This window comes from Hymenobacter latericoloratus (assembly GCF_014199535.1).
Classification (GTDB): domain Bacteria; phylum Bacteroidota; class Bacteroidia; order Cytophagales; family Hymenobacteraceae; genus Hymenobacter; species Hymenobacter latericoloratus.
Genome location: NZ_JACHNV010000002.1, coordinates 68824 through 91564, shown reverse-complemented (window position 1 = coordinate 91564; position 22741 = coordinate 68824). Strand labels below are relative to the sequence as shown.

Sequence of the window (22741 nt, the reverse complement as noted above, 5' to 3'; positions counted from 1 at the left end):
TGAGTGAAATGACCACTTCGCGTATCTTTGCCCCGATGCGGGAACACGTTACGAAGGTACGGTATTCAACGCAGTGGCAACGGCCACTTATTACCGTCTTACTGCTGATACTAGGCAGCTGGCTGGTGGCGTGCAGCACCAGCAAAGTAAACTACCGGAACGGCCGATACTACTCGGCCCGGGACATGGCGCGCATGAAGGCCGCCGACCGGCGTCGGGGCGCCGCGCCCGCCGTGGTCAAATCCAAGGTAAAAACCTCTACCCCAGCCGGCAGAACAAAAACCGTAGCCCGCCGGCCCGCCGCACCCGCTGCCCGCCCCCTGCCGGCTAACGTGCCCCGCCAAATGGCCGTCGTGATTGAAACCGCCCGCTCTTTTCAGGGCACTCCCTATAAGTTTGGCGGCACCAGCCGGCTCGGGATGGACTGTTCCGGCCTGCTGCTGGAATCATTTGCCGCTATTAATGTGGCCATTCCGCGCTCCAGCAACGAGCAGGCGCTCTGGGGGGAGCAAATAAGGCCACAGGAGCTCCGGCCTGGCGATTTGGTATTTTTTGGAGCCTCTCCCGGCAGCAGCACGATTACGCACGTGGGCCTGATTACGGAAGCCTCGGCCGAAAGCGTGCAGTTCATCCACTCTTCCAGCTCGTTAGGAGTAGTGGAAAACGCCCTGGAAACCGATTACTACCTGAGCAGATTCATAAAAGCGGTACGACCAAGATTGTGAATTTCCCTCTTACCTTTGCGGCGAAATCGGCCCTGGGCCTCCTGCTGTTTAATAATACTGACGTAACACAAAGCGGTTTCTGAAACCGTAATTTTGCACCTCGTTTTCTCAGCGAACCTCTTTCTTCACCAATCCCCCTTTATGAGACGCAATCTTTACGCCTCTGTGGCGCTGGTGCCGCTGGCAATTTTGTCAGCGCACATGAGCTGGGCACAGGTGACCACCTCCGCAATGAACGGTATCATTACCGACAAGAGCGGCGAGGGTCTGCCTGGGGCAACGGTAATTGCTGTTCACACCCCTACCAACACCCAGTACGTAGCGCCAACCAATTCGGAGGGTCGCTTCAACATTCAGGGTATGCGCGTAGGCGGTCCGTACACGGTTCGGATTACGTTTGTAGGGTATCAGGATGCCACGCGGGAAAACCTGTTCCTGAGCCTGGGCCAGAACTTGCGCCTGGACATCAACCTGAGTGAATCGTCGCAGCAGCTGGGCGAGGTAGTAGTAAGCGGCCGCCGCGATGCGCTTATCAACTCGGACCGCGTTGGGTCAGTTACCGCCGTGCAGCGCGAGCAGATTGAGCGCCTGCCCTCCATCACCCGCAGCCTCAACGACATCACGCGTCTGACGCCGCAATCGAACGGTCAGAACATCGGGGGCGGCAACAACCGTCAGAACAACTTTACGGTTGACGGCTCCGACTTCAACAACAACTTCGGTATCGGCGGCAACCTGCCCGCCAACGGTACGCCCATCTCGCTGGATGCTATTGAGCAGCTGACGGTAAGCGTAACGCCCTACGACGTTCGTCAGTCGGGCTTCGTGGGTGGCGCCATCAACGCCGTAACCCGCTCCGGCACCAACGATATCAGCGGTTCGGTTTACGGTTACTTCCGCAACGATAAGTTTATCGGCGACCGGGTAGGCAACGAGCGGGTTCCTCTGCAGGATTCGCGCTTCTACCAGTACGGCTTCCGTCTGGGCGGCCCTATCATCAAGGACAAGCTGTTCTTCTTCGCCAACGCTGAAATAGAGGAAAACCGTACCCCGGGCCAGACGCGCTTTGCCGCTACTGCTGCTGCTCCCTACGGCTCGGCTACCAACATTACCCGCCCAACGGCCGGTGAGCTGGACGAAATCAGCAATTACCTCAGCACGCGCTTCGGCTACGAAACGGGCGGCTACCAGGGCTACGACTTCACCAGCCCCCGCACGAAGTTCCTGGGTCGTATTGACTGGAACATCAGCAAGAACCACCGCTTCAACATCCGTTACAACCAAACGGAAGGCAAGACGCCCAGCTTCCCCAGCACCTCGTCGAGCCCGCTGACCAACTTCGCCTTCGGGGCGGGCCGTACGGACCTGAACGCCCTGCCGTTCCGTTACGCCGGCTACTTCCAAGAAGCCAACTTTTACTCGGCGGCCGCTGAACTGAACTCCACGTTCGGGGGCAACATGACCAACACGCTGCGGGCTACCTACACCAAGCAGAACGACCCGCGCAGCTCTGATAGCCGGATATTCCCCTTCGTGGACATCCTGAAGGCTGATGGTACCAACGCGCCTACCCCCTTCACCTCGTTCGGCTACGAGCCCTTCACGCTGGGCAACCTGCGTGACGTGGCTATCTACTCGGTTCGCGACGACTTCTCCTGGCTGATTGGCCGTCACAACATCACGTTGGGTGGTCAGGCGGATTACAGCATCACCAAGAACGGCTTCCAGCGCTTTGCTGCCAGCTACTACCGCTTCAACTCGTTCGCTGATTTCCAAACGGCCAGCAACCCGAACTCGACTCCGGCCCAGCTAGCTGCTGCCCGCCCCACCGATTTCGCTTACACCTACTCGCTCTCGCCCGGCTTTGAGCAGGCTTTCCCCACGTTTAAGTTTGGCCAGTACTCGCTCTACGCTCAGGACGACTACTCCATCCGGGAGAACCTGCGCCTGCTGGTAGGCGTGCGCGCCGACTACGTAACCTACCCCGAGAAGCTGAAGGAGCACCCCTTGGTTTCGGCGCTGAACTTCGCCAACAACGAGAAAATCAACGTTGCCAACCTGCCCAAGTCGAGCATTCTATTTTCGCCCCGCGTTGGCTTCAACTGGGATGTAAACAACGACCAGACCGTTCAGCTGCGCGGTGGTACTGGCATCTTCACCGGCCGTGTGCCCTACGTTTGGATTGTAAGCCAGGCCGGCGACGCAGGTCTGTTGCAGATTACCCGTACATTCTCGGGTAGCGCCATTGACCAGTTGCCTGGCGGCTATCGTGGCTTCAACGAAGACCCCGGTTTCTACCGTCCCGCTACGGTACCGGCCGCCGGTACCGTAATTCCAAACGTTATTTCGGCCGTTGACCAGAACTTCAAGTTCCCCCAGACGCTGAAGAGCAGCCTGGGTGTGGATGCCAAACTGCCCGGTGGCTTCGTGGCCTCGCTGGAAGGTATCTACAACAAGGACCTGAATACGGCTATATTCCGCAATGCCAACCTGGTAGAGCCGCGTAACCTGGGCGTATCGGGCTACCCCGATAGCCGCCTGATTTACCCGAACAACAACCAGGACAAGTTCCTGAACCCCATCAACGGGGCGGGCCAGGCCGTACCGAACGGCACGGCTGGTGGCGGGGCTTTCAACGCCATTGTGCTGGACAACGCCAACAAAGGCTACTACTGGTCGTTGACCGGTAAGCTGGAGCGCCAGTTCGACAACGGCCTGTATGCTTCGGTAGCCTATACCCGCAGCGACGCCCGTAACCTTTACGACGGTGGCGGCGACCAGCCCCTCTCGGCCTGGCAGCAGACCCCGACCGTAAACGGCTCGAACAACCTGCAGCTGAGCTACGCCAGCTACGTAGTGCCGGACCGCGTAATTGCTTCGGTATCGTACAAGCGGGAGTACCTCAAGAACCTGGCTACTACCCTCTCCGTGTTCTACGAAGGCAGCCAGCAGGGCCGCTTCTCCTACGTGTACTCGGCGGACTTCAACCGCGACGGTGGCAACGCCGACCTGATCTACATCCCCCGCGACGCGTCGGAAATCAACTTTGTATCGCAGACGGTGGGCACCGGCTCCAGCGCCGTAACCTACACGCCTCAACAGCAAAGCGACCTGTTCTTCAAGTACATCGAGCAGGACAAATACCTGCGCGACCGGAAAGGCACCTACGCGGAGCGTAACGGCGCCCTGCTGCCCTGGCGCAACCAAGTGGACGTGAAGCTGCTGCAAGACATTTTCACGAACATCGGCAACAAGCGCAACACCCTGCAGCTGAGCCTCGATATCTTTAACATAGGCAACCTGATCAACAGCGACTGGGGTCTGATTAACGTGACCAACGCCAGCTCGGTGCTGGTGCCCACTAACGTGAGCTCCCTCACCCCCGGTGGTACCACTCGCCCCACGTTCCGTCTGCAGCTTGACCGCGGCGGTCTGGTGCAGGAAACTTTCCGCCGGAACCTGAGCGTCTCTTCGACCTACTACATGCAGGTTGGTGTACGCTACATCTTCAACTAAGCCAAGGCTTTAGCTTTTTAAAAATGGGCTGACGGTATCGTCAGCCCATTTTTTTTGTCTGGGCAACGCAAATTTTTTTGTGTTTTTTTCGACCTACCTCTTGCAGATTCCAAAAGCCGCCGTACTTTTGTCACACCAAACGCAACCGGCGGATGGATAACACCAAACGGGGGATTAGCTCAGCTGGCTAGAGCGCTTGCATGGCATGCAAGAGGTCATCGGTTCGACTCCGATATTCTCCACTCCCGTTCTGAAAAGCCTGACCTACCGGTCAGGCTTTTTTGTTTTGAATGGTATTCGATTTACTACCCCCATCAAACGCAAAAGCCGCCTCCATCAGATGGAGGCGGCTTTTGCGTTTGATGGGGGTAGTTCGCCGTTACACAAACAGGCCTTCTACCGACAGGTACCGCTCGCCGGTATCGTAGCAGAACGTGAGAACCCGGCCGCCCTGGGGTACTTCGTCGAGCTTCTTAGCCACGGCCGCTAAGGACGCGCCAGAGGAAACACCCACGAACAGGCCTTCCTCGCGGGCGGCACGCCGGGCGTACTCAAACGCTTCCTGCTGGCTTACCTGAATGGTACCGTCGAGGATATCGGTGTGCAGGTTGTCGGGGATGAAACCGGCACCGATGCCCTGAATAGGGTGCGGACCCGGGGCACCCCCACTGATAACGGGCGAGAGCTCCGGCTCCACGGCGAAGGTCTTCATCTGGGGGAAGTGGGGCTTGAGCACTTCCGTAACGGCCGTGATGTGGCCGCCGGTACCCACACCGGTAATGTGGAAGTCGAAGCCCTCGGGAGCATCGCGCAGAATTTCCTGGGCCGTGGTTTCGGCGTGCACCTTGAGGTTGGCGGGGTTGCTGAACTGCATGGGCATCCAGGCGCCGGGGGTGTCACGCACCAGCTCGTGAGCCTTTTCAATGGCGCCTTTCATGCCTTTCTCGCGGGGCGTCAGCTCCAGGTTGGCCCCGTAGGCGGCCATGAGGCGGCGGCGCTCGATGCTCATGCTCTCGGGCATAACCAGCGTGAGCTTATAGCCTTTTACGGCCGCCACCATGGCCAGCCCTACCCCCGTATTGCCCGAAGTAGGCTCCACAATCAGGCTGTCAGAAGTCAGAATACCTTCCCGCTCGGCCTGCTCAATCATGCTCAGGGCAATCCGGTCTTTGATGCTGCCGCCGGGGTTGGCCCGTTCCAGCTTCACCCACACCTCCACGTCGGGGCGGTGAGCAAACAATTTATTGAGGCGCAGCAGCGGCGTATTGCCAATAGTCTCCAGAATGGAAGTGGCTTTCATGGTGTAGGAAGTGATGAAGTGAATGGTAATGGGGTGATGAGGTGACAGGTGAGGAGGTGAGAAGTGATGAGGTAAATAGTGACAGGTGAATGGTGCAAGGGCGGCTTCTGTGTATTGTGTCGGCAGGCTGGCGTTACCAATCTGCGGCTACCTTTTCACTTGTCACGATTCACCTCATCACCCCATCACCTCTTCACTCTACCACCTAACCACCTAAATTGAAAACGTAATATCCTCGGTGGGGTCCTGGGAGCGGGTGACGTGGATGTGGGCCTGGTGGTACACCCGCGAGTGTGAGGGTACGCTTTCCGTAAGCCACACATTGCCTCCAATAATGCTATGGCTGCCCACGGTGGTACTGCCGCCCAAAATAGTGGCACCGGCGTAAATCACCACATGGTCCTCGATGGTGGGGTGGCGCTTGATGCCCTGCAGGTGCTTGGCCACACTAAGGGCCCCGAGCGTTACGCCCTGAAAAATCTTGACGTGTGCCCCGATAACGCAGGTTTCGCCGATGACCAGGCCCGTGCCATGATCAATGCAGAACGAGGGGCCGATGCGGGCGCCCGGATGAATATCGATGCCGGTGCGCTGGTGGGCATACTCGCTCAGAATGCGCGGCACGCGCGGGATGCCGCGCTGGTGCAGGCCGTGGGCGAAGCGGTGCATAGCAATGGCGTAGAAGCCGGGGTAAGTAGCTACTACCTCAGTTAAGCCCTGGGCGGCGGGGTCGGCGGCTACAATGGCAGCCGCATCCTGCAGCAGAGTAGCGCGCAGCACCGGCAGAGCGCTCATGAGGCTAGCCGCCAGTTCGGGGGCCGGCCTGGGGGTAGGCACGGCGCGCAGCAGCGTGGCCAGGTCGGTGCGCAGCTGATCCAGGGTAGCGGCCACGGCATCAGGGGTACGCAGGGGGCGGGCGGAGCGCTCGGGAAACAGCAGGTCCAGCAGCTGCTCGGCCAGTTGGCAGAAGGCCTGGGCCGGCAGCGGGGCCGCCGTGTGCTGGTGGGCCTGCGTGAGGGCCTGAACGAAATCGGGGTTGGAAGAAGACATGAGCAAAAAGGAGCCCGCCAACGGGCTGAAAGGCGGAAGATAGAATAGCCGCGACTTTTCCCAACCGCGGGCGGGGCGCAAGGTTTAGGATTTGGGCCTGTGGGTAACCCACCCCGCCCGCGCCGCGTTAGTCAGCAAAGTTCATACGTATTCACATCTAGCCCCTTCCTCATGGCCGATACCACCATCACTAAAGTTGATTCCCGCTTCTCGCCCAAAGGCGCGGATGGCGAAAAATACCTAGCCTCGGGCGTGCATGTAGCCATGCGCCTCTGGGAAAACGAACAGCCCGGCGACCCGAAAGAGCCCACGGCCCGCGCCTATGAAACGGTAGGCTACGTGCTGAGCGGCCGGGCCGAGCTGCACATCGAAGGCCAGATGGTTGTGCTGGAGCCCGGCAACTCGTGGGTAGTGCCCAAGGGTGCCGCGCACACGTACAAAATTCTCGAAGCCTTTTCGGCGGTGGAAGCTACTACTCCCCCGGCCCAGGCCCACGGCCGCGACGAAGAGTAGCCCACTGTAACGCCCGCTACGCAACTGCCCCAGCCGCTAGAAGCGGCTGGGGCAGTTTTGCTTTTACTAATCCCCGGCTCATGCAAGGAAGCCGACCAGAGCCCCCTTGCTACCGCCGACTATCCATCAGCTCCACCCGGTCAATCCGGTCCCCGATGTCGAGGCGGCTGACCACGTCCATGCCTTGCACTACCTGAGCGAAAATGGTGTAGCGGCCATCAAGGTGAGGAGTGGGCGCGTGAGTGATAAACCACTGGCAGCTTTCGGTGTCTTTGCCGGCCGAGGCCAGCCCTACGGCACCTTCCCCGTAACGCAAATCGGCAAACTCGGAGCGCAGATTGTAGTCGGAGCTACCCCAGCCGTCGCCGCGGGGGCAGCCGCCCTGGGCCACAAAGTTGGGCACTACCCGGTGAAAGTTCTTGCCATTGTAGAATCCCTGCCGGGTGAGGGCCACGAAGCTGGCTACCGAACCCGGCGCCTGCTCCACCAGCAGCCGCAGAACAATGTCGCCTTTACCGGTGTGCACTACTACCCGCTGTCCGGCCGGAATAGTGCTGACCAGGCCCCAGTCGATGGGATGGGAAGTGGCCGCGGCTACGGGCGTAGCGGTAGGCGTCGTGCGGTTTTGCAGGAAATCAATGGTTTGCTGCAACGACTGCCAGGCCTCCAGGTCGCGGGGCAGGGTAAGCCGGTCGCGGGCCTGCAGCAGGAAATCGGGGTTAGGCAGTAGCTTCTGCAGTTTCAGTTTCGGGTCCCGGATGGCCTCGGCGGCGGTACCCATCACGGCCACATCACCGCTGAGCACCCCCCGGCGCAAAGCCAGGGCAAACTCGGGGTAGCGGCCGGCCGGAAAGTTGGGCTGGCGGCCCAGGGCTACCAGGGCCTCCATGCCATACGTGCCAATCACCAGCGGCTGATTCGGGGCAAAGGTGGCCTGCTGCACAAAATCGAAGGCGGCCGGGTCTTCGCCCAGGGCTTTCAGCAGGTAGCCTTTCTCGTAGGGGTCCGCAGCAGCGGTGTAGCGCTCCTGCACGGCCCGCCGAATGGCCGCCTGCTCGGGGCTTTGCTGGCGCAGAGCTGCTGCCAACAGTGTAGCCCGTGCCCGCCAGTTTTCCAGCCGGTTGGCTTTCTCCAGAAACATCCCGCCGGGCTCATTAGTAGCATGAGCCAGAAAGAACTCGGCCGCCGACAGGGCCACCTGGGCGTTGGCATCGGTCAGGGCGCTCCAGACTGCCTCCTTCACGGGAGCATACATGGTGGCGTTCAGGGCGCGCAGGGCACTCACGCGTACCCGGTAGTCAGGGTCGCGGCGGGCCAGGCTGGCCAGCAGCGGTGGCACCGTGGGGTCGGTGGCGGCTTTGCTTAGGGCGGCGGCAGCTCCGCTGCGTACGGCATAGTGGGCATCCTGCTGGGCCGTGGCACCCAGGGCGGCAGCGTACGGCGCCAGGTTGAGGCCGCGCGTGCGGGCCAGGGCATTGGCCGCGGCCAGGCGGGCGCTGGTTGGGTTGCCGCGCCCCAGCAGCTGCACCAGCCGGCTTACGGCCGCCTCAGAGGTAAGCCCGCGCAACCCGGCCCGGTACAGGCCCCAGGCTTGTCCGCTAAGGGCAGCGGTATCGGGGGCCAGGGCGGGGGGTAAGCGGGTGAGGCTGGCCAGGCCGGACCGGGACGTACAGCGGCCCAGGGCTTCCAGCACGTAGCGGCGCACGGTACCATCGGGCTCCGCCGCAATGCGCTGCACCAGCACTGCCTCGGCCGTGGAGTCGGCGGTTTGCCCCAAGGCATAGGCCGCTTCCCGCCGGACGGAGGGCTCGGCATCCTGCTGAAGTAGGGCCAGCAGCGCGGGGGTAGCCGCTTTGTCCTGCACCGAGGCCAAGGCCTCGGCGGCAGCGCGGCGGTAGGCTTCCTCGGGCCGGTTGAGGTAGGGTAGCAAGGCCGGAGTGCGGCGCTCGTCCTGGGCAGTGGCAATGCGGCGCAGCACGGTATCGGCGGCAAACTGGTTGGGGGCGGCCGCACCCAATGAAGCGGTGGCCGGCCGGGAAGTGCAGGCCGGTAGCAGCAGACTGCCGGCGGCCACTACGGCAGCAGCCCGGCACAGAGCGGAGTAGGTCATGATCGGCCTAAGTTAGAAATTGCCCCGACAAGCAACCAGCCAGCCGCCGCCAGCATCTAGCCTGCTGGCCGGAGGTGTTTGCCCTTATCCTGCCCGATTCAAGCATTTCCGGGGCGGAATAGGGGTAAACCTATTTATAGTAGCATCTTTACGACAGCAATATTTCACGTATGTCGGGCGCCAGGTTACTCTTACTGCTAAGTTTACTGCTGCTGAGCGCCGGACGTAGCGCGGCGCAGACCCGCCCCGACCCGGCGGTGCCTGCTACCCCGCAAAAAGAGCTGACGGTGCACCTGACGCTGCCCACGGTGGTGGGCCTGATTGGGGAGTACGCCGGTATTCTGACCTCTAAAGAAAAAGGCAAGCTTAAAACCCTTAGCAAACAGGGGCGCTCCACTACCAGCAATCCGGTGCTTATCTTAACTATTCCGCTGCCGAGAGTGTGGGCCGACCGCAAAGTGAAGGCCAAGTAGCCACCGCAACGCTCGTCTTTCGCATCTTTCCTCTCTCTCCTGCCCTCTCCCGAACTGATTTTTCCTCATGGATCTTAATGCGGATGTGTTGCTGAGTGTGGTGTTGGCTTTGTTTGTGGTGCGCGGGTTGCGCCGGTTTCTGGACCTGCCTACCCGTCTGCCCCGGCTCAACCAGCTGCTAGGGTGGCTCTGGCTGCCCGGCCTGGTGCTGTTCATCGGAGCCCGGGCCATCCACTGGAAGTCAGACCAGCTGGATGAGCTGTACATGCTGCTGGTGATGCTGGCCGTAACGACGGTTCTGTTCCTGCTGCGCAGCTACCGGCCGGCCCGCACCTTGCTGCTGGGGCTGGGGCCGTTTCTGGTGCTATCGGCGGTGGAGCTGCTGCTTTCCGGCACCCGGCTGCTGCAGGAGTATGATGAAGGCTTCGACACGGCCAAGGGCTTTTCCTTCATCTGGATGTTTACCTCGTTCTTCATTGCCCGCAGCCAGAAAAAGCACCTGGAGAAGGAGCGCATAGAGCGGGAGGAAGAGGAAAAAGCCCGCCGCCTGATGGCCGCTCAAAAAGTAGAGCTGGAGCGCCTGGTAGCCGAGCGCACGGCCATTCTGACCCAGCAGGCCGAGGAGCTGCGCGAGGCCCTGACCGAGCTCAAAACCACCCAGGCCCAGCTCATTCAGGCCGAGAAAATGGCCTCGCTCGGGGAGCTGACGGCCGGTATTGCCCACGAAATCCAGAACCCGCTCAACTTCGTGACCAACTTCTCCGATGTCAGCGCCGAGCTGGTTACCGAGCTGGAAGAAGAGCAGCAGAACCCGGACCGCGACCCGGCGCTGGAGGCCGAGCTGCTGGGCGACCTAAAGCAGAACCTGCTGAAAATTAACCACCACGGCCAGCGCGCGGCCAGCATTGTGCGCGGCATGCTGGAGCACTCGCGCGCCAGCACCGGCGAGCGGCAATCCACTGACCTGAACACCCTGGCCGATGAGTACCTGCGCCTGGCCTACCACGGCCTGCGGGCTAAGGACAAAACGTTCAACGCTACCCTGGTCACGCACCTCGAGCCCGGCCTGCCCCCCATTGAGGTAGTGTCGCAGGATGTGGGAAGGGTGCTGCTGAACCTGTTCACGAATGCCTTTTATGCCGTACAAAAGCGCAAGGAGCTGGGCCAGCCGGGCTACACGCCTACCGTTACCGTCACGACCAGGCAGCTGCCCGACGGCGACGTGGAGGTGCGGGTGCACGACAACGGCACGGGCATTCCGCCGGCCGTGGTCGAGAAAATCTTTCAACCGTTTTTCACCACCAAACCCACCGGCGAAGGCACGGGCCTGGGCCTTTCCCTGAGCTACGATATCATTACCAAGGGCCACGGCGGCACGCTGGTCGTAGAAACCCAGGAAGGCCACGGCACCGAGTTCATTGTTACCCTGCCCCACTAATTTCAGTTGTCAGGGGTGAGTTGCCAGTTGCCAGTTTCTCTATATCCAATTTTACTGAAAACTCGCAACTGGCAACCCACAACTGACCACCGACAATCCACACCTGAGCTTTGCTTCCGATGAAAATACTTGTAGTTGATGACGAGGCCGACGTACGGACCCTCTTTGAGCAGCGCTTCCGCCGGGAAATTCGCAGCGGCTTGTTTTCGTTTTCCTTTGCTTACTCCGGTGAGGAAGCCCTAGATTACCTGCACGCCCACGCCTCGGAGGTCGTGCTGATTCTTTCCGACATCAACATGCCCGGCATGAGCGGGCTGGAGCTGCTGCGCCAGATTAAGCAGGAATACGCCGCGCCCCCACCCCCACCCTCGCCCCAGGTGATGATGATTACGGCCTACGGCGACACGGAAAGCCGGGAGCAGGCCCTGCAGCTGGGCGCCTTCGACTTTCTGACCAAGCCGGTGGACTTCGCCGCCCTCAAAGACAAACTTCTCACCCTCGCCAGCCATGAAAACTAAAATACTGGTGGTAGATGATGAGGCCGATCTGGAGTTGCTCATCAAGCAGAAATTCCGGCGCAAGATTCGGGAAAGTGTGTACGAATTTGTGTTTGCCAGCAACGGCCAGGAAGCCCTGGACACGGTGCAGCAGCACCCCGACCTCGACATCATTCTCTCCGATATCAACATGCCGGTGATGGACGGGCTGACGCTGCTCAGCAAGCTGCAGGAAACCAACCCCGTGCTGAAAACGGTGATGGTATCGGCCTACGGCGACATGCAGAACATCCGCACGGCCATGAACCGCGGCGCTTTTGATTTCGTGACCAAGCCCGTGGATTTTCAGGATCTGGAAGTGACCATGGACAAAACCGCAGCCCATGTGCAGCAGCTGCGCCAGACCCTGCGCGCCATTCAGGAAAACAACATCCTGAAGATGTACGTGGATGAAACCGTGCTCAACTTTGTGAGCAAGCCCGGCTTCGAAAACACGCTGATGGCCAGCGAAACCGTGGAGGCCACGGTGGCTTTCATTGACATTTGCGGCTTCACGTCGCTGTCGGAGGTGCTGCCGCCCGCCGAAATCGTCACCATGCTCAACACCTATTTTGATCAGATGGTGAAAGAGGTTATTGCCCAGGGCGGCTACGTGGACAAGTTTATGGGCGACGCCGTGATGGCCGTGTTCCGGGGCGAGTACCACCTCGACCGAGCCGTGGATGCGGCCCTGGCCGTGCGCAACGTGGTGCAAGCCAACCAGCACATGCTGCCCGACGGCAAGCCCTACCAGCCCCAGGTCAGCATCGGCATCAACACCGGCGAAATGGTATCGGGCAACATCGGCTCGGCCTCCCTCAAGCGTCTCGACTATACCGTTATCGGCGACAACGTGAACGTGAGCCAGCGGCTGCAGTCGGTGGCCCTCCCCGGCCAGATTATCGTTACGGAAGCCACCTATCAGCACCTGAAGGAATCGTTTCAGTGCAAGCCCATCAAGGAAGTGACCCTCAAAAACAAGGCCCAGCCCGTCATGATTTACGAGGTGGTGGCGTAGAGAGTAACGGAGTAAACAGAGTAGCTGAGTAATGCGCTATGCCGTCATGGCGAGGGCACCGACGCCATCCGTCCTCCCTTCTGTGCTACCCCCTGAAATGTGACCAGCCCTTCCTTCCAGCACGGAGGTAAGGGCTGGTCACATTTCAGGGGGTAGCACGTTGGTCAGAAAGGATGGCGTCGTCGGGCCTCCTCGCCATCACCACAGCATTACTTCCTTCTTATTTCACCATCTCGTTCTGACGGCGCAGGCGCTGGCAAAGCACGCGCAGGATGTTGCGCAGCACCTCACCGCGCTCTTCCATTACATCGTAGAAATCTTCCTGATCAAGGCGGAAGGCGACGACGGCGGTTTGGGCCACGGCGGAGGCTGACCGCGGCTCGGCATCGAGCAGGGCCAGCTCCCCGAAGAAGTCGCCCTTGCGGAACGTGGCCAACTGCTGGGAGCCGGTGAAGATGCCTACCTCTCCCTCGTGCACAATGAACAGCGAGGTGCCCAGGTCGCCCTTAGCGAAAATCTGATGGCCGGCCGGGAAGGCTATTTCCTTCATGATGGGAACGATGCTGCTGAGCACGTTGGCGGGAGTAGCCGCAAAAAGCGCAGTACCCTGCAGCACGGCCACGCGCTCGGCGGCGGAAATGCGGGAATCAGTAACAGAATGACTCATGAGCGAATGAGAAAGAGCCGGGTGGGCGGAAAGTAGCTGGGCATGAGCCGAGGGCAGCATTTGCTGTAGCCGGTCCAGCACCTGCCAAGCACTTTCCCGGATTAATTGGCTTTGGCTTTCCAGATGGGGTAGCAACAACGCCGCGGTGGCTGGCTCCGGCTGCCAGTGGTGCAGAGCCAGGCTGATGGTCCAGTCGGTGAAGGCAGCTTCACCCCGGCGGGCAATGGTAGCAGGCATGGGCTCCGGGTCCGAGAACCCACCCAGCAGCCCGTCGAGCCGGCGGGCCTTATCGGCTACCGGGGCCAGTTCCAGCAGGGTTTGCAAGCCCTGGTACACGGGGCGCGGAATCAGGTTATCGAGCACTTCCAGGGCGTTGGCCTGCCGCTCGCGGGTAGCGTGGGCCACGCCGCGCTGGGCATCGGCAATCAGGTGGGGCGGGTAGAGCTGCTGCAGCAGCCCGAATACCCGCTGCTGCAGCCGGGCCAGCTCGTAGTCGAGGCTGGCGCGCACAGCTTTGTCGTGGGTGGCAGCCAGGCCGTGCAGGAGCTGCTGCGCCAGGCGCATTTCCTCCTGTAGCAGGCCCTGGAATACCGGCGCTTCGGAAGGCGCGGCGGCCGTGTTGCGCAGGGCGCGCAAGGCGGCTTCGCGCCGAAACAGGTTAGGCTGCCGGGCCAGGGCCACCAGCGCCTGCCGGCTGGCCGGGCGCCGGAGGTGACCGCACAGCAGGGCCACCCGCCGGATCAGGGTCTCATCGGGGCTGGTGCGCAGCGTGTCCAGCAAGGCCGGCAAGGCGTGCTCCCCCAGGGCCAGCAGCGCATCGGTAGCGGAAGCACGGGTAGCTTTATCGGTGAGGGCCGTTATCTGGGCCTGAATTTCGGCGGGGCTGATTACCACATCGGTACCAGTGGCGTAGGGTGCGGGGGTAGGCTCCTCCTCGGCAAAGCCAAACCGGCGGCTCACGGCGTGCTGCAGCTCAGCCAGGTAGTGCCCGTAGGTGCGGTGCAGATAAAATAAGGCCACCAGCAGCAGCAAGCCCATCCAGGCAAACGTGAAGCTCTGCCCCAGCGCGGGCCAAACGTGCAGCACAAACAGCAGCCCGCCCGCCAGCGCCATGCCCAGGGGCTCGGACAAGCCCTTGGCCAAGGTGTGCGCCTGCAGGCGCTCCTCGGCGGGCAAGGGCTGAAATAACACCAGAAATACGGGGTCGAAGACGGCGCGGCGCAGGATTTCCAGGGTCAGAAACAGGCCGCAGAAGTACAGCACCAGCGCATCGGGGCCGGCCGTGCGCAGCCCCCCAAACAGCCCTAAGCCCACCAGCAGCACCGCCGGGGGGGCCAGCAGCACCGCCCGCACCCCCAACCGGCTTAGTACGGGCCCGGTCAGCACCAGCTTTACTACCAGCGCCAGCAAGTAAGCCAATGCCAGCACGCCGCTCACGTAGCGCATCACCAGCGCCTGGTCGTGGAAGCGGTGTTTTACATGCACGAAGAATGAGTACTCGATGCCCGTGGTTACGGCCGCCACCGCCAGCATACTCAGGCACATGGTCAGGACCAGGCGGCTGGAGCCAAACCACCGCTGCAGGGGCGCCGCTACGGCAGCCGTGCGCCGGGCGCGGGCGGCCGAGCGGGCTTCTACCAGGTGCGAGCGGCCGGTAATCTGCAGGACCAGCAGGGCTCCCATGTAGGCCCCGAAGGCCGTCAGGAGCAGCCACAGCAGCTCGGTATGGTGATGAATGAGCAGGGCCAGCACGGCCCCCAGGGCCTTGGCGGGCATGTCGCCGGAGCTGATGACACTGAACAGGCGTCGGCCCTGGCGCACATCAAACACCACCGCCGACAGCCCCCAGAACTCCAGATTGGTCAGCAGGTAAATTACGCGGTAGCCCGCCATAATCACCACGGCCGCCAGCACCGAGTGCCCTACGGCTACCAGCACGCCCAGCACCCCGGTTAGGGCTACCACGGCCAGCAGCACCCGCACCGCCACGCGCTGCAACCCCAGGTGGTGCTCGTAGTGGGCGTACACCTTGCCGGCCAGAATCATCAGCAGGGCCGCGGCCCCGTAGGCTACCGGCAGGTTGCGCTCGGGGTTGTTTTCGAGCAGAATGACGTTGGCCGAGACGTACACCAGAATGGTGCCGATGCCCAGCAGAAAGTTGTGCAGAAAGAATAGTCCCACCGTGCGGCCCTCCTCGGGCCGAATACCGAGCAGCTGCTGCCAGCGGGCAAGTAGTGTTATTCTATTCATGAAAGGCAGATGGCGAGAAGCTGCAAGATAGGAGCCGGGCGCGGCACCACGCCGGATTTTTCCGATACTTACGGGGCTTTCTCTCCCGCCTGCCTTCTGCTCCATGGGCTGCTTCCGTGCCCAAGCCTACGGGCTGGCGCGGCCGCGCCAGCACTTGCCCGCTACCCTTACCTACCACGGCCTGGCTGTAGTGGCGCAGGAAGGCAGCACCGGCCGCAGGAACTGGCTTTGCCTGGCTGCAACTACCGGCAAAATTCTTGGGCGAGCATTGGGGCCGGGCCGCCAGCGCCCCCGGCCGGCACGAAACCGCTAAGCGGGCCCGCCTAACCGAAGTACAGGTGAAACCAGCGGCCAGAGAGTTGCAGGGCGGCGTACTACGCGCGGGCAACTTCTGCCAGCACCGCTTCCAGAGCCGCGAACAACTCCTGGTTGCCGTGCTGCGGGTAGGTGCTCAGGGCCGCCTCAAACCCGCTCAGGTCATAGAGAAAGGCGCGTAGGTTGTCCGGCGTAATAGCCCCGAAGTGGCGACCATAGCCCAGTTTCTCTACCTCCGCAGCATTCAGAAACTGCTCGAACTGCGCCGGAATGGGCACTGCACAAACAGGCTTGCGCAGGTACACCGCCTCGCTGATCAGCGAGAAGCCGCCGTTGGTTACCACGGCGCGGGCACTGGCCAGGTCCTGCAGAAAGCCTTGCTCGCTGAAAGCGCGCAGCTGCACGTTGCCGTGGTTTTCGTCTTTGTTGAAGCCGTACACCCGAAACTCCTGGCCCGGCAGCTGCTGCAGCTGGGCTATCAGGTCCTTCTGGGTGGTAGCCGATTGGTACACCAGCACGTGGGCCCCGCGGGTAGGGGTAAGCGCCAGCACCTCGGGCCGCAGAATGGGTGGCACCAGCGTGGTTCGCTCCTTGATGAGGGGTAGGCGAAAGAAAGTCGTAATCAGGTAATGATGGCTCCGGGGCAGCTTGGCCCGCACAATCTGCCGGGCCAGGGTCAGGTTGGGACGCTCCGGGGGCGGCACCGGCACATCCAGCGCAGCCCGACTGATGATCTGCATGTTATCAATACTGACCACGGGCAGCCCCTTCCACTTGGCAAACAGAAAGCTGAACGACTCGAAATCGGAAATCACCACTTCCGGCTCGAAGTCGCAGAGCAGCTCCCGGTACTTGCGGAAGTTTACCCGCAGATTTTCCGGGGCTGAGCGCAGCGTCAGGGCGGCCGTTCGCGCCTTCGACACGGTGAGGTTTTTGTAGGCCAGGTGAAATCCTCGGATTTCGTGCACGCGTCCCGGAAAGTTAGCGGCCAGCATCTGGTAGGCGCGGGAGCTGCTTACCACGCATACGTTGTGCCCCTGGCTCAGCAAATGCCCGATTACTACTTTGCTGCGGGTGGCGTGGCCGAGGCCTTCGCCGGGCACTCCATAGAGAATATTCATCTGCTGTTAACTTGAAATACGCGCGTGGGGCAAGCAACCCGCAGGCAGGTTCCTACCCCACGCGAAAGAGCCCTGCCAGGTGGCAGGGTGGCCGTTGCAGCGGGCGGGCGCTAGCGCCGGGCCGTCGGAATCCGGAACTGCAGGCCCAGGCTGGGAATAAACGTAAAGCCCTTCAGGCTGGCGGTTTTGTTGTTCAGCAGCTGGTACTCGCCGTAGTTCTGGTAGTACACTGAGAGGGCCGGAATAAAGTAAGCGTAGCGGTAGCCCAGCTTGGCATTAAAAAAGGCCCCGAACGAGCTAAAGTTGCGGCGGGCGGTAGGCAGCTCGGGCACGCGGCTGGCCACCGCCCCACTGCCGGGGCCGTTGTAGAGGTTGCCGGGCGTGAGGCCGTAGCGCACGAAACTGTGGGCGTACACCACCCCGTAGGAAATAGCCCCGATTTCTTCCTCCGGCCCGAGGGAAGTGCTGAATACCAGCGGCACCAGCACATCGTGGCGGGTAGCCTTAAAGCCGAGCAGGCTATTCACGTTGTCGAGAAAGGGGATGTTAGGTAGCTTGGCCCGCTGGGTGGCGTACTGCAGCCCGATGCTGCCGTAGGTGGCGCCCGCCTGCCGGCTGCCGGGGTTTTCGGGTGTGCCCGTTGGCCCCATAAACTGGTACATGGCATCAAAAACGTGCGAGCCAAACGCGTACTTATACCCCACGTCGAACCGCTCGGCCAGGCCGTAGCGCAGGTATAGGTCGGAGGAGGGCCGCACGGGGTCGAGGATGTAGGCCAGGGCCGCTACCTGCAGGTTATCCACCGTTTGGCTGTAGTACACGCTGTCCTTGGAAGCCTGGTTAGCCAGGTCCTCGGCCGCCGACTTGATAGTGGAACCCAGCTTGCCAAGGGTTTGGGTGGGGGCGTTGAAGGAGACGTTGCCGCCCACCCGAAACTCGCCCTTGGGCGTTACCTTGCCCGTGCTGACGATGGCGCGCGGGGCGGTGCAGGAACCAGCAACCAGCAGGCTGGCCCCGGCAACCAGGCTCAGCAGGAAACGGCAGGAGAAAAAACGATTCATAGAAAGCAAAGAAAAGGCGACAAGTGGCGCACGACCAAAACCAGGCCGAAAGTAGAAAAACCCCGGCGCTAACCCGCCCCGAAGATAGGCAAGGCACTTCGGCCAGCGCCGGGCGGGCGGGAGCAGCGCCCGGAAACTACCCGTATCTGGCAGAGGCATCAACCGCTGAAAATGCCGTAACTTTCCCTTCCGCTTCTGAATTCTGCCCACCCTATGCTACAGTTTTACCTTAATCAACAGCTCATCCGTACCCAGGAGCCCGCCGGGAGTACGCTGCTCGATTTCGTGCGCTACCACCAGCACCTGACGGGCACCAAAATCGGGTGCCGGGAGGGCGACTGTGGGGCCTGCACCGTGCTAGTAGGCGAGCTGAACCCCGATGGCGCGGCGGTGCGGTACCAGTCCATGACCTCGTGCCTGACGCCCCTGGGCAATGCCCACGGCAAGCATGTGGTGACGGTAGAAGGCATCAACGCGGCCCGGGGCGCCCTCACGCCGGTGCAGCAAGCCATTGTAGCGGAAGGGGGCTCTCAGTGCGGGTTCTGCACGGTGGGGTTTGTGATGTCCTTGACTGGCCACGCCCTTAGCCCCAACCCCAGCACTCCCGAAACGGCCCTGGCTTCCATTGACGGCAACATTTGCCGCTGCACGGGTTATAAAAGTCTGGAGCGGGCCACTGCGCTGCTGCAGCAGCAACTCACGCAGCGCCCCGAGGCCGCGCCCCTACCCTGGCTGGCCGAGCAAGGCTTCGTGCCGGCTTACTTCGCCCACATGCCCGGCCAGCTCACCGCCCTGCGCGACCTGGCCCTGGGCACCAATGGCACCGCCGGCCCGACTGCTGCCCAGGGCGCACCGAACGCCTGCCCACCGGCGCGGGCTCAGCTGCTGGGCGGAGGCACCGATTTGCTGGTGCAGCGCCCCGAGCAGGTGCGCGCCGCCCCAGTGGAGCTGGTGTACGACCAACCGGGCCTGCGGGGCATTCGGCGTACCGAGGGGGGTAGCATAGTGCTGGGGGCGGCTACCACGGCCCAGCAGCTCCTGGAGTCGGAGGTGATGCTGGAGGCCGTGCCCGCCCTGCCCCGCTTCCTGAAGCTGGTCAGCAGCACGCCCATCCGGCAGATGGGCACCGTGGCCGGCAACTTCATCAACGCCTCCCCCATCGGCGACCTGACCATTCTGTTCCTGGCCCTGGGGGCCGAACTAGAGCTGGAGGCTGCCAGTGGCCAGCGCCGCGTGCTGCCTCTTTCTGAGCTTTACCTCGACTATAAAAAGCTGGCGAAAGCCGCCGATGAGCAGGTGCGGGAAATCTGCTTTCCGGCCCCACGCCCCACGGATATCTTCACCTTCGAGAAAGTTTCCAAGCGCACCCACCTTGATATTGCCAGCGTGAACACGGCCGCCTGGCTGCGGGTTGAGGATGGCCTGATCCGGGAAGCCCGGCTTTCGGCTGGCGGGGTAGGCCCGGTTCCGCTGCTGCTGCGCCGCACCAGCGCCTGGCTTGCCGGCCGGCCGCTATCCGCCGAAACGGTGCAGCAGGCCCTACCCCTGGCCCAGCAGGAAATCAGCCCCATCAGCGACGTGCGCGGCACCGAGCAGTACAAGCGCCTGCTGCTCCGCCAGCTCCTGATGGCCCACTTTGGTGAGATAGTGAATGAGTGAGAGGCCGTTAGCTCCGGTTAGACGGGCGGAGCCCGTCCGACCGGTTACCGCCCGGGCCATTTTCGCCGCAAGGCCATCATTCGCTTAACTCCTGCCGCCCGCTCAACCCAACTCGTTCGGGCATCAGCAACGGCAACCGGCCGGACGCCTCCGGCCTCGGACCGGGGGATACTCCATTCGTTTACCAGCTTACCACCTCCCACCGCATGAACCACCTTGATCCGGCCCGCCACGTGCGCGGCGAGTCGCAGTACCTCGATGATATTCCGGTGCAGCACGGCACCCTGTACGCGGCGGTAGTCGAGTCGGCGGTGGCGCATGGGCAGCTGCTGCGCCTGGATGTGGCCGCCGCCCTGGAGCAGCCGGGCGTGGTGCACATTCTCACGGCTCAGGATATTCCCGGCGAAAACCAGATTGGCGGCATCGTGCCCGATGAGCCCCTGCTGGCGGAAGGCCACGTGCACTTCCGGGGGCAGCCCGTAGCGCTGGTGCTGGCCGAGTCGGAGCACGCGGCCCAGGCAGCCCTGCGCCATGTGCGCGTGGAGGTGGCACCGCTGCCGGTGCTGGTAGATCCGCGCCAGGCCGCCGCCCAAGGCGAGCTGATTGTGCCGCCCCGCACCTTCCGCCTCGGCGACGCGGAGGCGGCCTGGGCCGGCTGCGCCCACGTATTCGAGGGCGTGGCTGAATCGGGCGGGCAGGAGCACTTGTACATTGAAACCCAGGGCGCCTACGCCTTCCCCACCGAAATGGGCGGGGTGCGCATCATCTCCTCTACGCAGGGCCCTACGGCCGTGCAGCGCCACACGGCCCGGGTACTGGGGGTAGGCATGCACCAGGTAGAAGTGGACGTAACCCGCCTCGGCGGGGGCTTTGGCGGCAAAGAGGACCAGGCCACGCCCTGGGGCGCCCTGGCGGCCCTCGGCGCTTTCGTGGCCCGCCGCCCCGTAAAGCTGGTGCTGGACCGCATGGCCGACATGCGCATGACCGGCAAGCGCCACCCCTACTCCTCCGATTTCAAAATCGGGCTGGATGAGAACCTGACGATTGTCGCCTACGAAGCCACGTTCTTTCAGAATGCCGGCGCCGCCGCCGACCTTTCGCCGGCCGTGCTGGAACGGACGCTGTTCCACGCCACCAACACGTATTTCATCCCGAACGTGACGGCCACGGCTTACAGCTGCCGCACCAATCTGCCGCCTAACACGGCCTTCCGGGGCTTTGGCGTACCGCAGGGTATGTTCGTTATCGAGTCGGCTATTGCCTGCGCGGCGGAGCGGCTGGGGGTAGCGGCCAGCGAGATTCAGCGGCGCAACCTGCTGCGCGAAGGCGACTTGTTTCCGTACCGCCAACCTACTGAGGGCTGCCACGCCGAGCAGGCCTGGGACACGGCCGCCGCGCTCTACGACCTGCCGGGCCTGCGCCGGGAAGTGGAGGAGTTTAACGCCGCCCATCGGCTTCAGAAGAAAGGCCTGGCCGTCATGCCCATCTGCTTCGGCATTTCCTTTACCAAAACGGCCATGAACCAGGCCCGCGCCCTGGTGCACATCTACACCGATGGCTCGGTGGGCGTGAGCACCGGCGCGGTGGAAATGGGCCAGGGCGTAAACACCAAAATAGCCCAGGTGGCGGCCCGCACGCTCGGCATTTCGGTGGGGCGCATCAAGGTAGAAAGCACCAACACCACCCGCGTGGCCAACACCTCGCCCTCGGCCGCTTCCGCCACCGCCGACCTCAACGGCAAAGCCACCGAGCTGGCCTGCCGCGCCCTGCGGGAGCGGCTGCTGCGCCTGGCTGCCACCGAGCTGCAGCTGGACTACGAGGGCCTGCACATAGAGGACGAGCAGGTGCTGGCCGCCGGCAAACCCGCCGACACCAACTGGGAAAAGCTGGTGTCGGCGGCCTACTGGCAGCGCATCAGCCTCTCAGAAAACGCCCACTACGCTACCCCCGACCTGCATTTCAACCCCGAAACCAACCAGGGCTACCCCTTCGCCTACCACGTGTACGGCACGGCCCTGACCACCGTGCGGGTGGACTGCCTGCGCGGCACCTACGAGGTGGAGGCCGTGCGCATTGCCCACGACTTCGGGCAGAGCCTGAACCCGGCCGTGGACCGCGGGCAGATTGAGGGGGGCGCCGTGCAGGGCATTGGCTGGATGACGCTGGAAGAGCTGGTGTACAACGAGGAAGGCCGCCTGCTGAGCAACTCCCTCAACTCCTACAAAATCCCCGACCTGTACTCGGCGCCCAAGGTGCTGGATGTGCACTTCCTAGACACGCCCGGCCACCCGCGGGCGGTCCTGCGCTCCAAGGCCGTGGGCGAGCCGCCCCTCATGTACGGCATCGGGACCTACTTCGCCCTGCGCGACGCTATTCGGGCCTTCCGGCCCGATACTCCTTTGCCTTTCTCGGCGCCCATGACGCCCGAAAAAGTTCTTCTCAATTTGTACCCCGACGCCCCTAGTACCCTTCACGCTTGGACCTCACCCGCTCAACTCAACTCCGTAACCACCTCCGTGGACTGCTGATTTACGCCGCCGGCGACACGGCCGCGGCGCTTTTGGTGCACCAGTTTTCCTGGGGCCGCCTGCTGGGCATGGCCCTGGTGGGGGGCCTGCTCTACTCCTGGGAAGTACCCGCTTATTTCCAGTGGCTCGACCAGCGCGTGCCGTCCAGCCCCACCAGCAGCCTGGCGGCCCGCTGGATGCGCGCGGCCTTATCGTTGGCTTACTTCAACCCCCTCTGGATTGCCCGCCACTATGTGTTCCTGCAGCTGTTCTCGGGACACCCCGAGCAGATTACCTGGGAGCTGCTGCCTTTGGCTACCCGCTCGTTTGTGCTGAACATCCCGGTTTCCTTGTTCGTGAATTATTACATCCAGAACCGGGTGTCGGCCGACTGGCGCTTCGTGGTCAGCGCGGCTTTTTCGGGCGTAATGGCCGTGTATTACGCCCTGAGCGCCGTGTGGCTGTAACCACTTTTCTTCGCT

17 protein-coding genes and 1 tRNA gene are annotated in these 22741 nt (G+C 62.4%); 12 read left to right on the top strand and 6 right to left on the bottom strand.

What is annotated here, in order from left to right; all coding sequences use genetic code 11:
* The first annotated feature begins 8 nt into the window (after positions 1–8).
* The 3 genes from GGU46_RS06035 to GGU46_RS06025 all read left to right on the top strand — a co-directional run bounded on the left by GGU46_RS06035 (position 9) and on the right by GGU46_RS06025 (position 4483).
* Positions 9–725 (top strand): C40 family peptidase, encoded by a 717-nt coding sequence (locus GGU46_RS06035; RefSeq protein WP_246398896.1) that lies wholly within the window; start codon positions 9–11, stop codon positions 723–725.
* A gap of 141 nt (positions 726–866) precedes the next feature.
* Positions 867–4241: a TonB-dependent receptor gene (locus GGU46_RS06030; RefSeq protein ID WP_183402668.1), complete on the top strand. Its 3375-nt coding sequence runs from the start codon at positions 867–869 to the stop codon at positions 4239–4241.
* A 168-nt stretch (positions 4242–4409) separates the two neighbouring features.
* Positions 4410–4483, top strand: a tRNA-Ala gene (locus GGU46_RS06025).
* 137 nt (positions 4484–4620) lie between these two features.
* Here GGU46_RS06025 and cysK read toward each other — a convergent pair.
* Positions 4621–5541 carry a cysteine synthase A gene (gene cysK, locus GGU46_RS06020; protein ID WP_183402667.1) on the bottom strand — a complete coding sequence of 307 codons (921 nt, stop codon included), beginning with the start codon at positions 5539–5541 and terminating at the stop codon, positions 4621–4623.
* A 213-nt stretch (positions 5542–5754) separates the two neighbouring features.
* Positions 5755–6591, bottom strand: a complete 837-nt coding sequence (locus GGU46_RS06015) for a serine O-acetyltransferase (protein WP_183402666.1) — start codon at positions 6589–6591, stop codon at positions 5755–5757.
* 171 nt (positions 6592–6762) lie between these two features.
* Between GGU46_RS06015 and GGU46_RS06010 the strand changes: the two genes are divergently transcribed.
* Positions 6763–7104, top strand: a complete 342-nt coding sequence (locus GGU46_RS06010; RefSeq protein ID WP_183402665.1) for a cupin domain-containing protein — start codon at positions 6763–6765, stop codon at positions 7102–7104.
* A gap of 109 nt (positions 7105–7213) precedes the next feature.
* Here GGU46_RS06010 and GGU46_RS06005 read toward each other — a convergent pair whose 3' ends face one another.
* The gene (locus GGU46_RS06005) at positions 7214–9214 is read right to left on the bottom strand and encodes a peptidylprolyl isomerase (protein ID WP_183402664.1); all 2001 of its coding nucleotides are present in this window, start codon (positions 9212–9214) and stop codon (positions 7214–7216) included.
* A gap of 170 nt (positions 9215–9384) precedes the next feature.
* Between GGU46_RS06005 and GGU46_RS06000 the strand changes: the two genes are divergently transcribed.
* From GGU46_RS06000 to GGU46_RS05985, 4 genes are all read left to right on the top strand, one after another.
* Positions 9385–9687 carry a hypothetical protein gene (locus tag GGU46_RS06000; protein ID WP_183402663.1) on the top strand — a complete coding sequence of 101 codons (303 nt, stop codon included), beginning with the start codon at positions 9385–9387 and terminating at the stop codon, positions 9685–9687.
* 67 nt (positions 9688–9754) lie between these two features.
* Positions 9755–11125 carry an ATP-binding protein gene (locus GGU46_RS05995; RefSeq protein ID WP_183402662.1) on the top strand — a complete coding sequence of 457 codons (1371 nt, stop codon included), beginning with the start codon at positions 9755–9757 and terminating at the stop codon, positions 11123–11125.
* A gap of 119 nt (positions 11126–11244) precedes the next feature.
* The gene (locus GGU46_RS05990) at positions 11245–11643 is read left to right on the top strand and encodes a response regulator (protein WP_139924295.1); all 399 of its coding nucleotides are present in this window, start codon (positions 11245–11247) and stop codon (positions 11641–11643) included.
* Positions 11633–12679 carry an adenylate/guanylate cyclase domain-containing protein gene (locus tag GGU46_RS05985; RefSeq protein WP_183402661.1) on the top strand — a complete coding sequence of 349 codons (1047 nt, stop codon included), beginning with the start codon at positions 11633–11635 and terminating at the stop codon, positions 12677–12679. The genes GGU46_RS05990 and GGU46_RS05985 overlap by 11 nt, the downstream gene beginning before the upstream one ends.
* A gap of 220 nt (positions 12680–12899) precedes the next feature.
* Here the strand turns inward: GGU46_RS05985 and GGU46_RS05980 are convergent, their stop codons facing one another.
* Positions 12900–15596, bottom strand: a complete 2697-nt coding sequence (locus tag GGU46_RS05980; protein ID WP_183402660.1) for a cyclic nucleotide-binding domain-containing protein — start codon at positions 15594–15596, stop codon at positions 12900–12902.
* A gap of 103 nt (positions 15597–15699) precedes the next feature.
* Here GGU46_RS05980 and GGU46_RS05975 point away from each other — a divergent pair, with 103 nt between their 5' ends.
* A complete protein-coding gene (locus GGU46_RS05975; protein ID WP_183402659.1) occupies positions 15700–15909 on the top strand; it encodes a hypothetical protein in 210 nt (69 codons plus the stop codon).
* Positions 15910–15970: 61 nt separating this feature from the next.
* On the opposite strand, the gene GGU46_RS05970 is transcribed toward GGU46_RS05975, so the two are convergent.
* Positions 15971–17032, bottom strand: coding sequence for an MJ1255/VC2487 family glycosyltransferase (locus tag GGU46_RS05970; protein WP_183402658.1), 1062 nt, complete (start codon positions 17030–17032; stop codon positions 15971–15973).
* Between the two features lie 110 nt (positions 17033–17142).
* Positions 17143–18093, bottom strand: coding sequence for a hypothetical protein (locus GGU46_RS05965; RefSeq protein ID WP_183402657.1), 951 nt, complete (start codon positions 18091–18093; stop codon positions 17143–17145).
* A gap of 213 nt (positions 18094–18306) precedes the next feature.
* On the opposite strand from GGU46_RS05965, the gene GGU46_RS05960 reads away from it, so the two are divergent.
* The 3 genes from GGU46_RS05960 (at position 18307) to GGU46_RS05950 (ending at position 22726) form a co-directional block, all read left to right on the top strand.
* On the top strand, positions 18307–19752 hold the full coding sequence (locus GGU46_RS05960; RefSeq protein ID WP_183402656.1) for an FAD binding domain-containing protein: 1446 nt from the start codon (positions 18307–18309) through the stop codon (positions 19750–19752).
* Between the two features lie 206 nt (positions 19753–19958).
* Positions 19959–22280, top strand: coding sequence for a xanthine dehydrogenase molybdopterin binding subunit (locus GGU46_RS05955; protein WP_183402655.1), 2322 nt, complete (start codon positions 19959–19961; stop codon positions 22278–22280).
* Entirely contained in the window at positions 22229–22726 is a 498-nt protein-coding gene (locus GGU46_RS05950; protein WP_183402654.1) for a hypothetical protein, read from the top strand. Before GGU46_RS05955 ends, GGU46_RS05950 begins: the two co-directional genes overlap by 52 nt.
* The last annotated feature ends 15 nt before the right edge of the window (positions 22727–22741 follow it).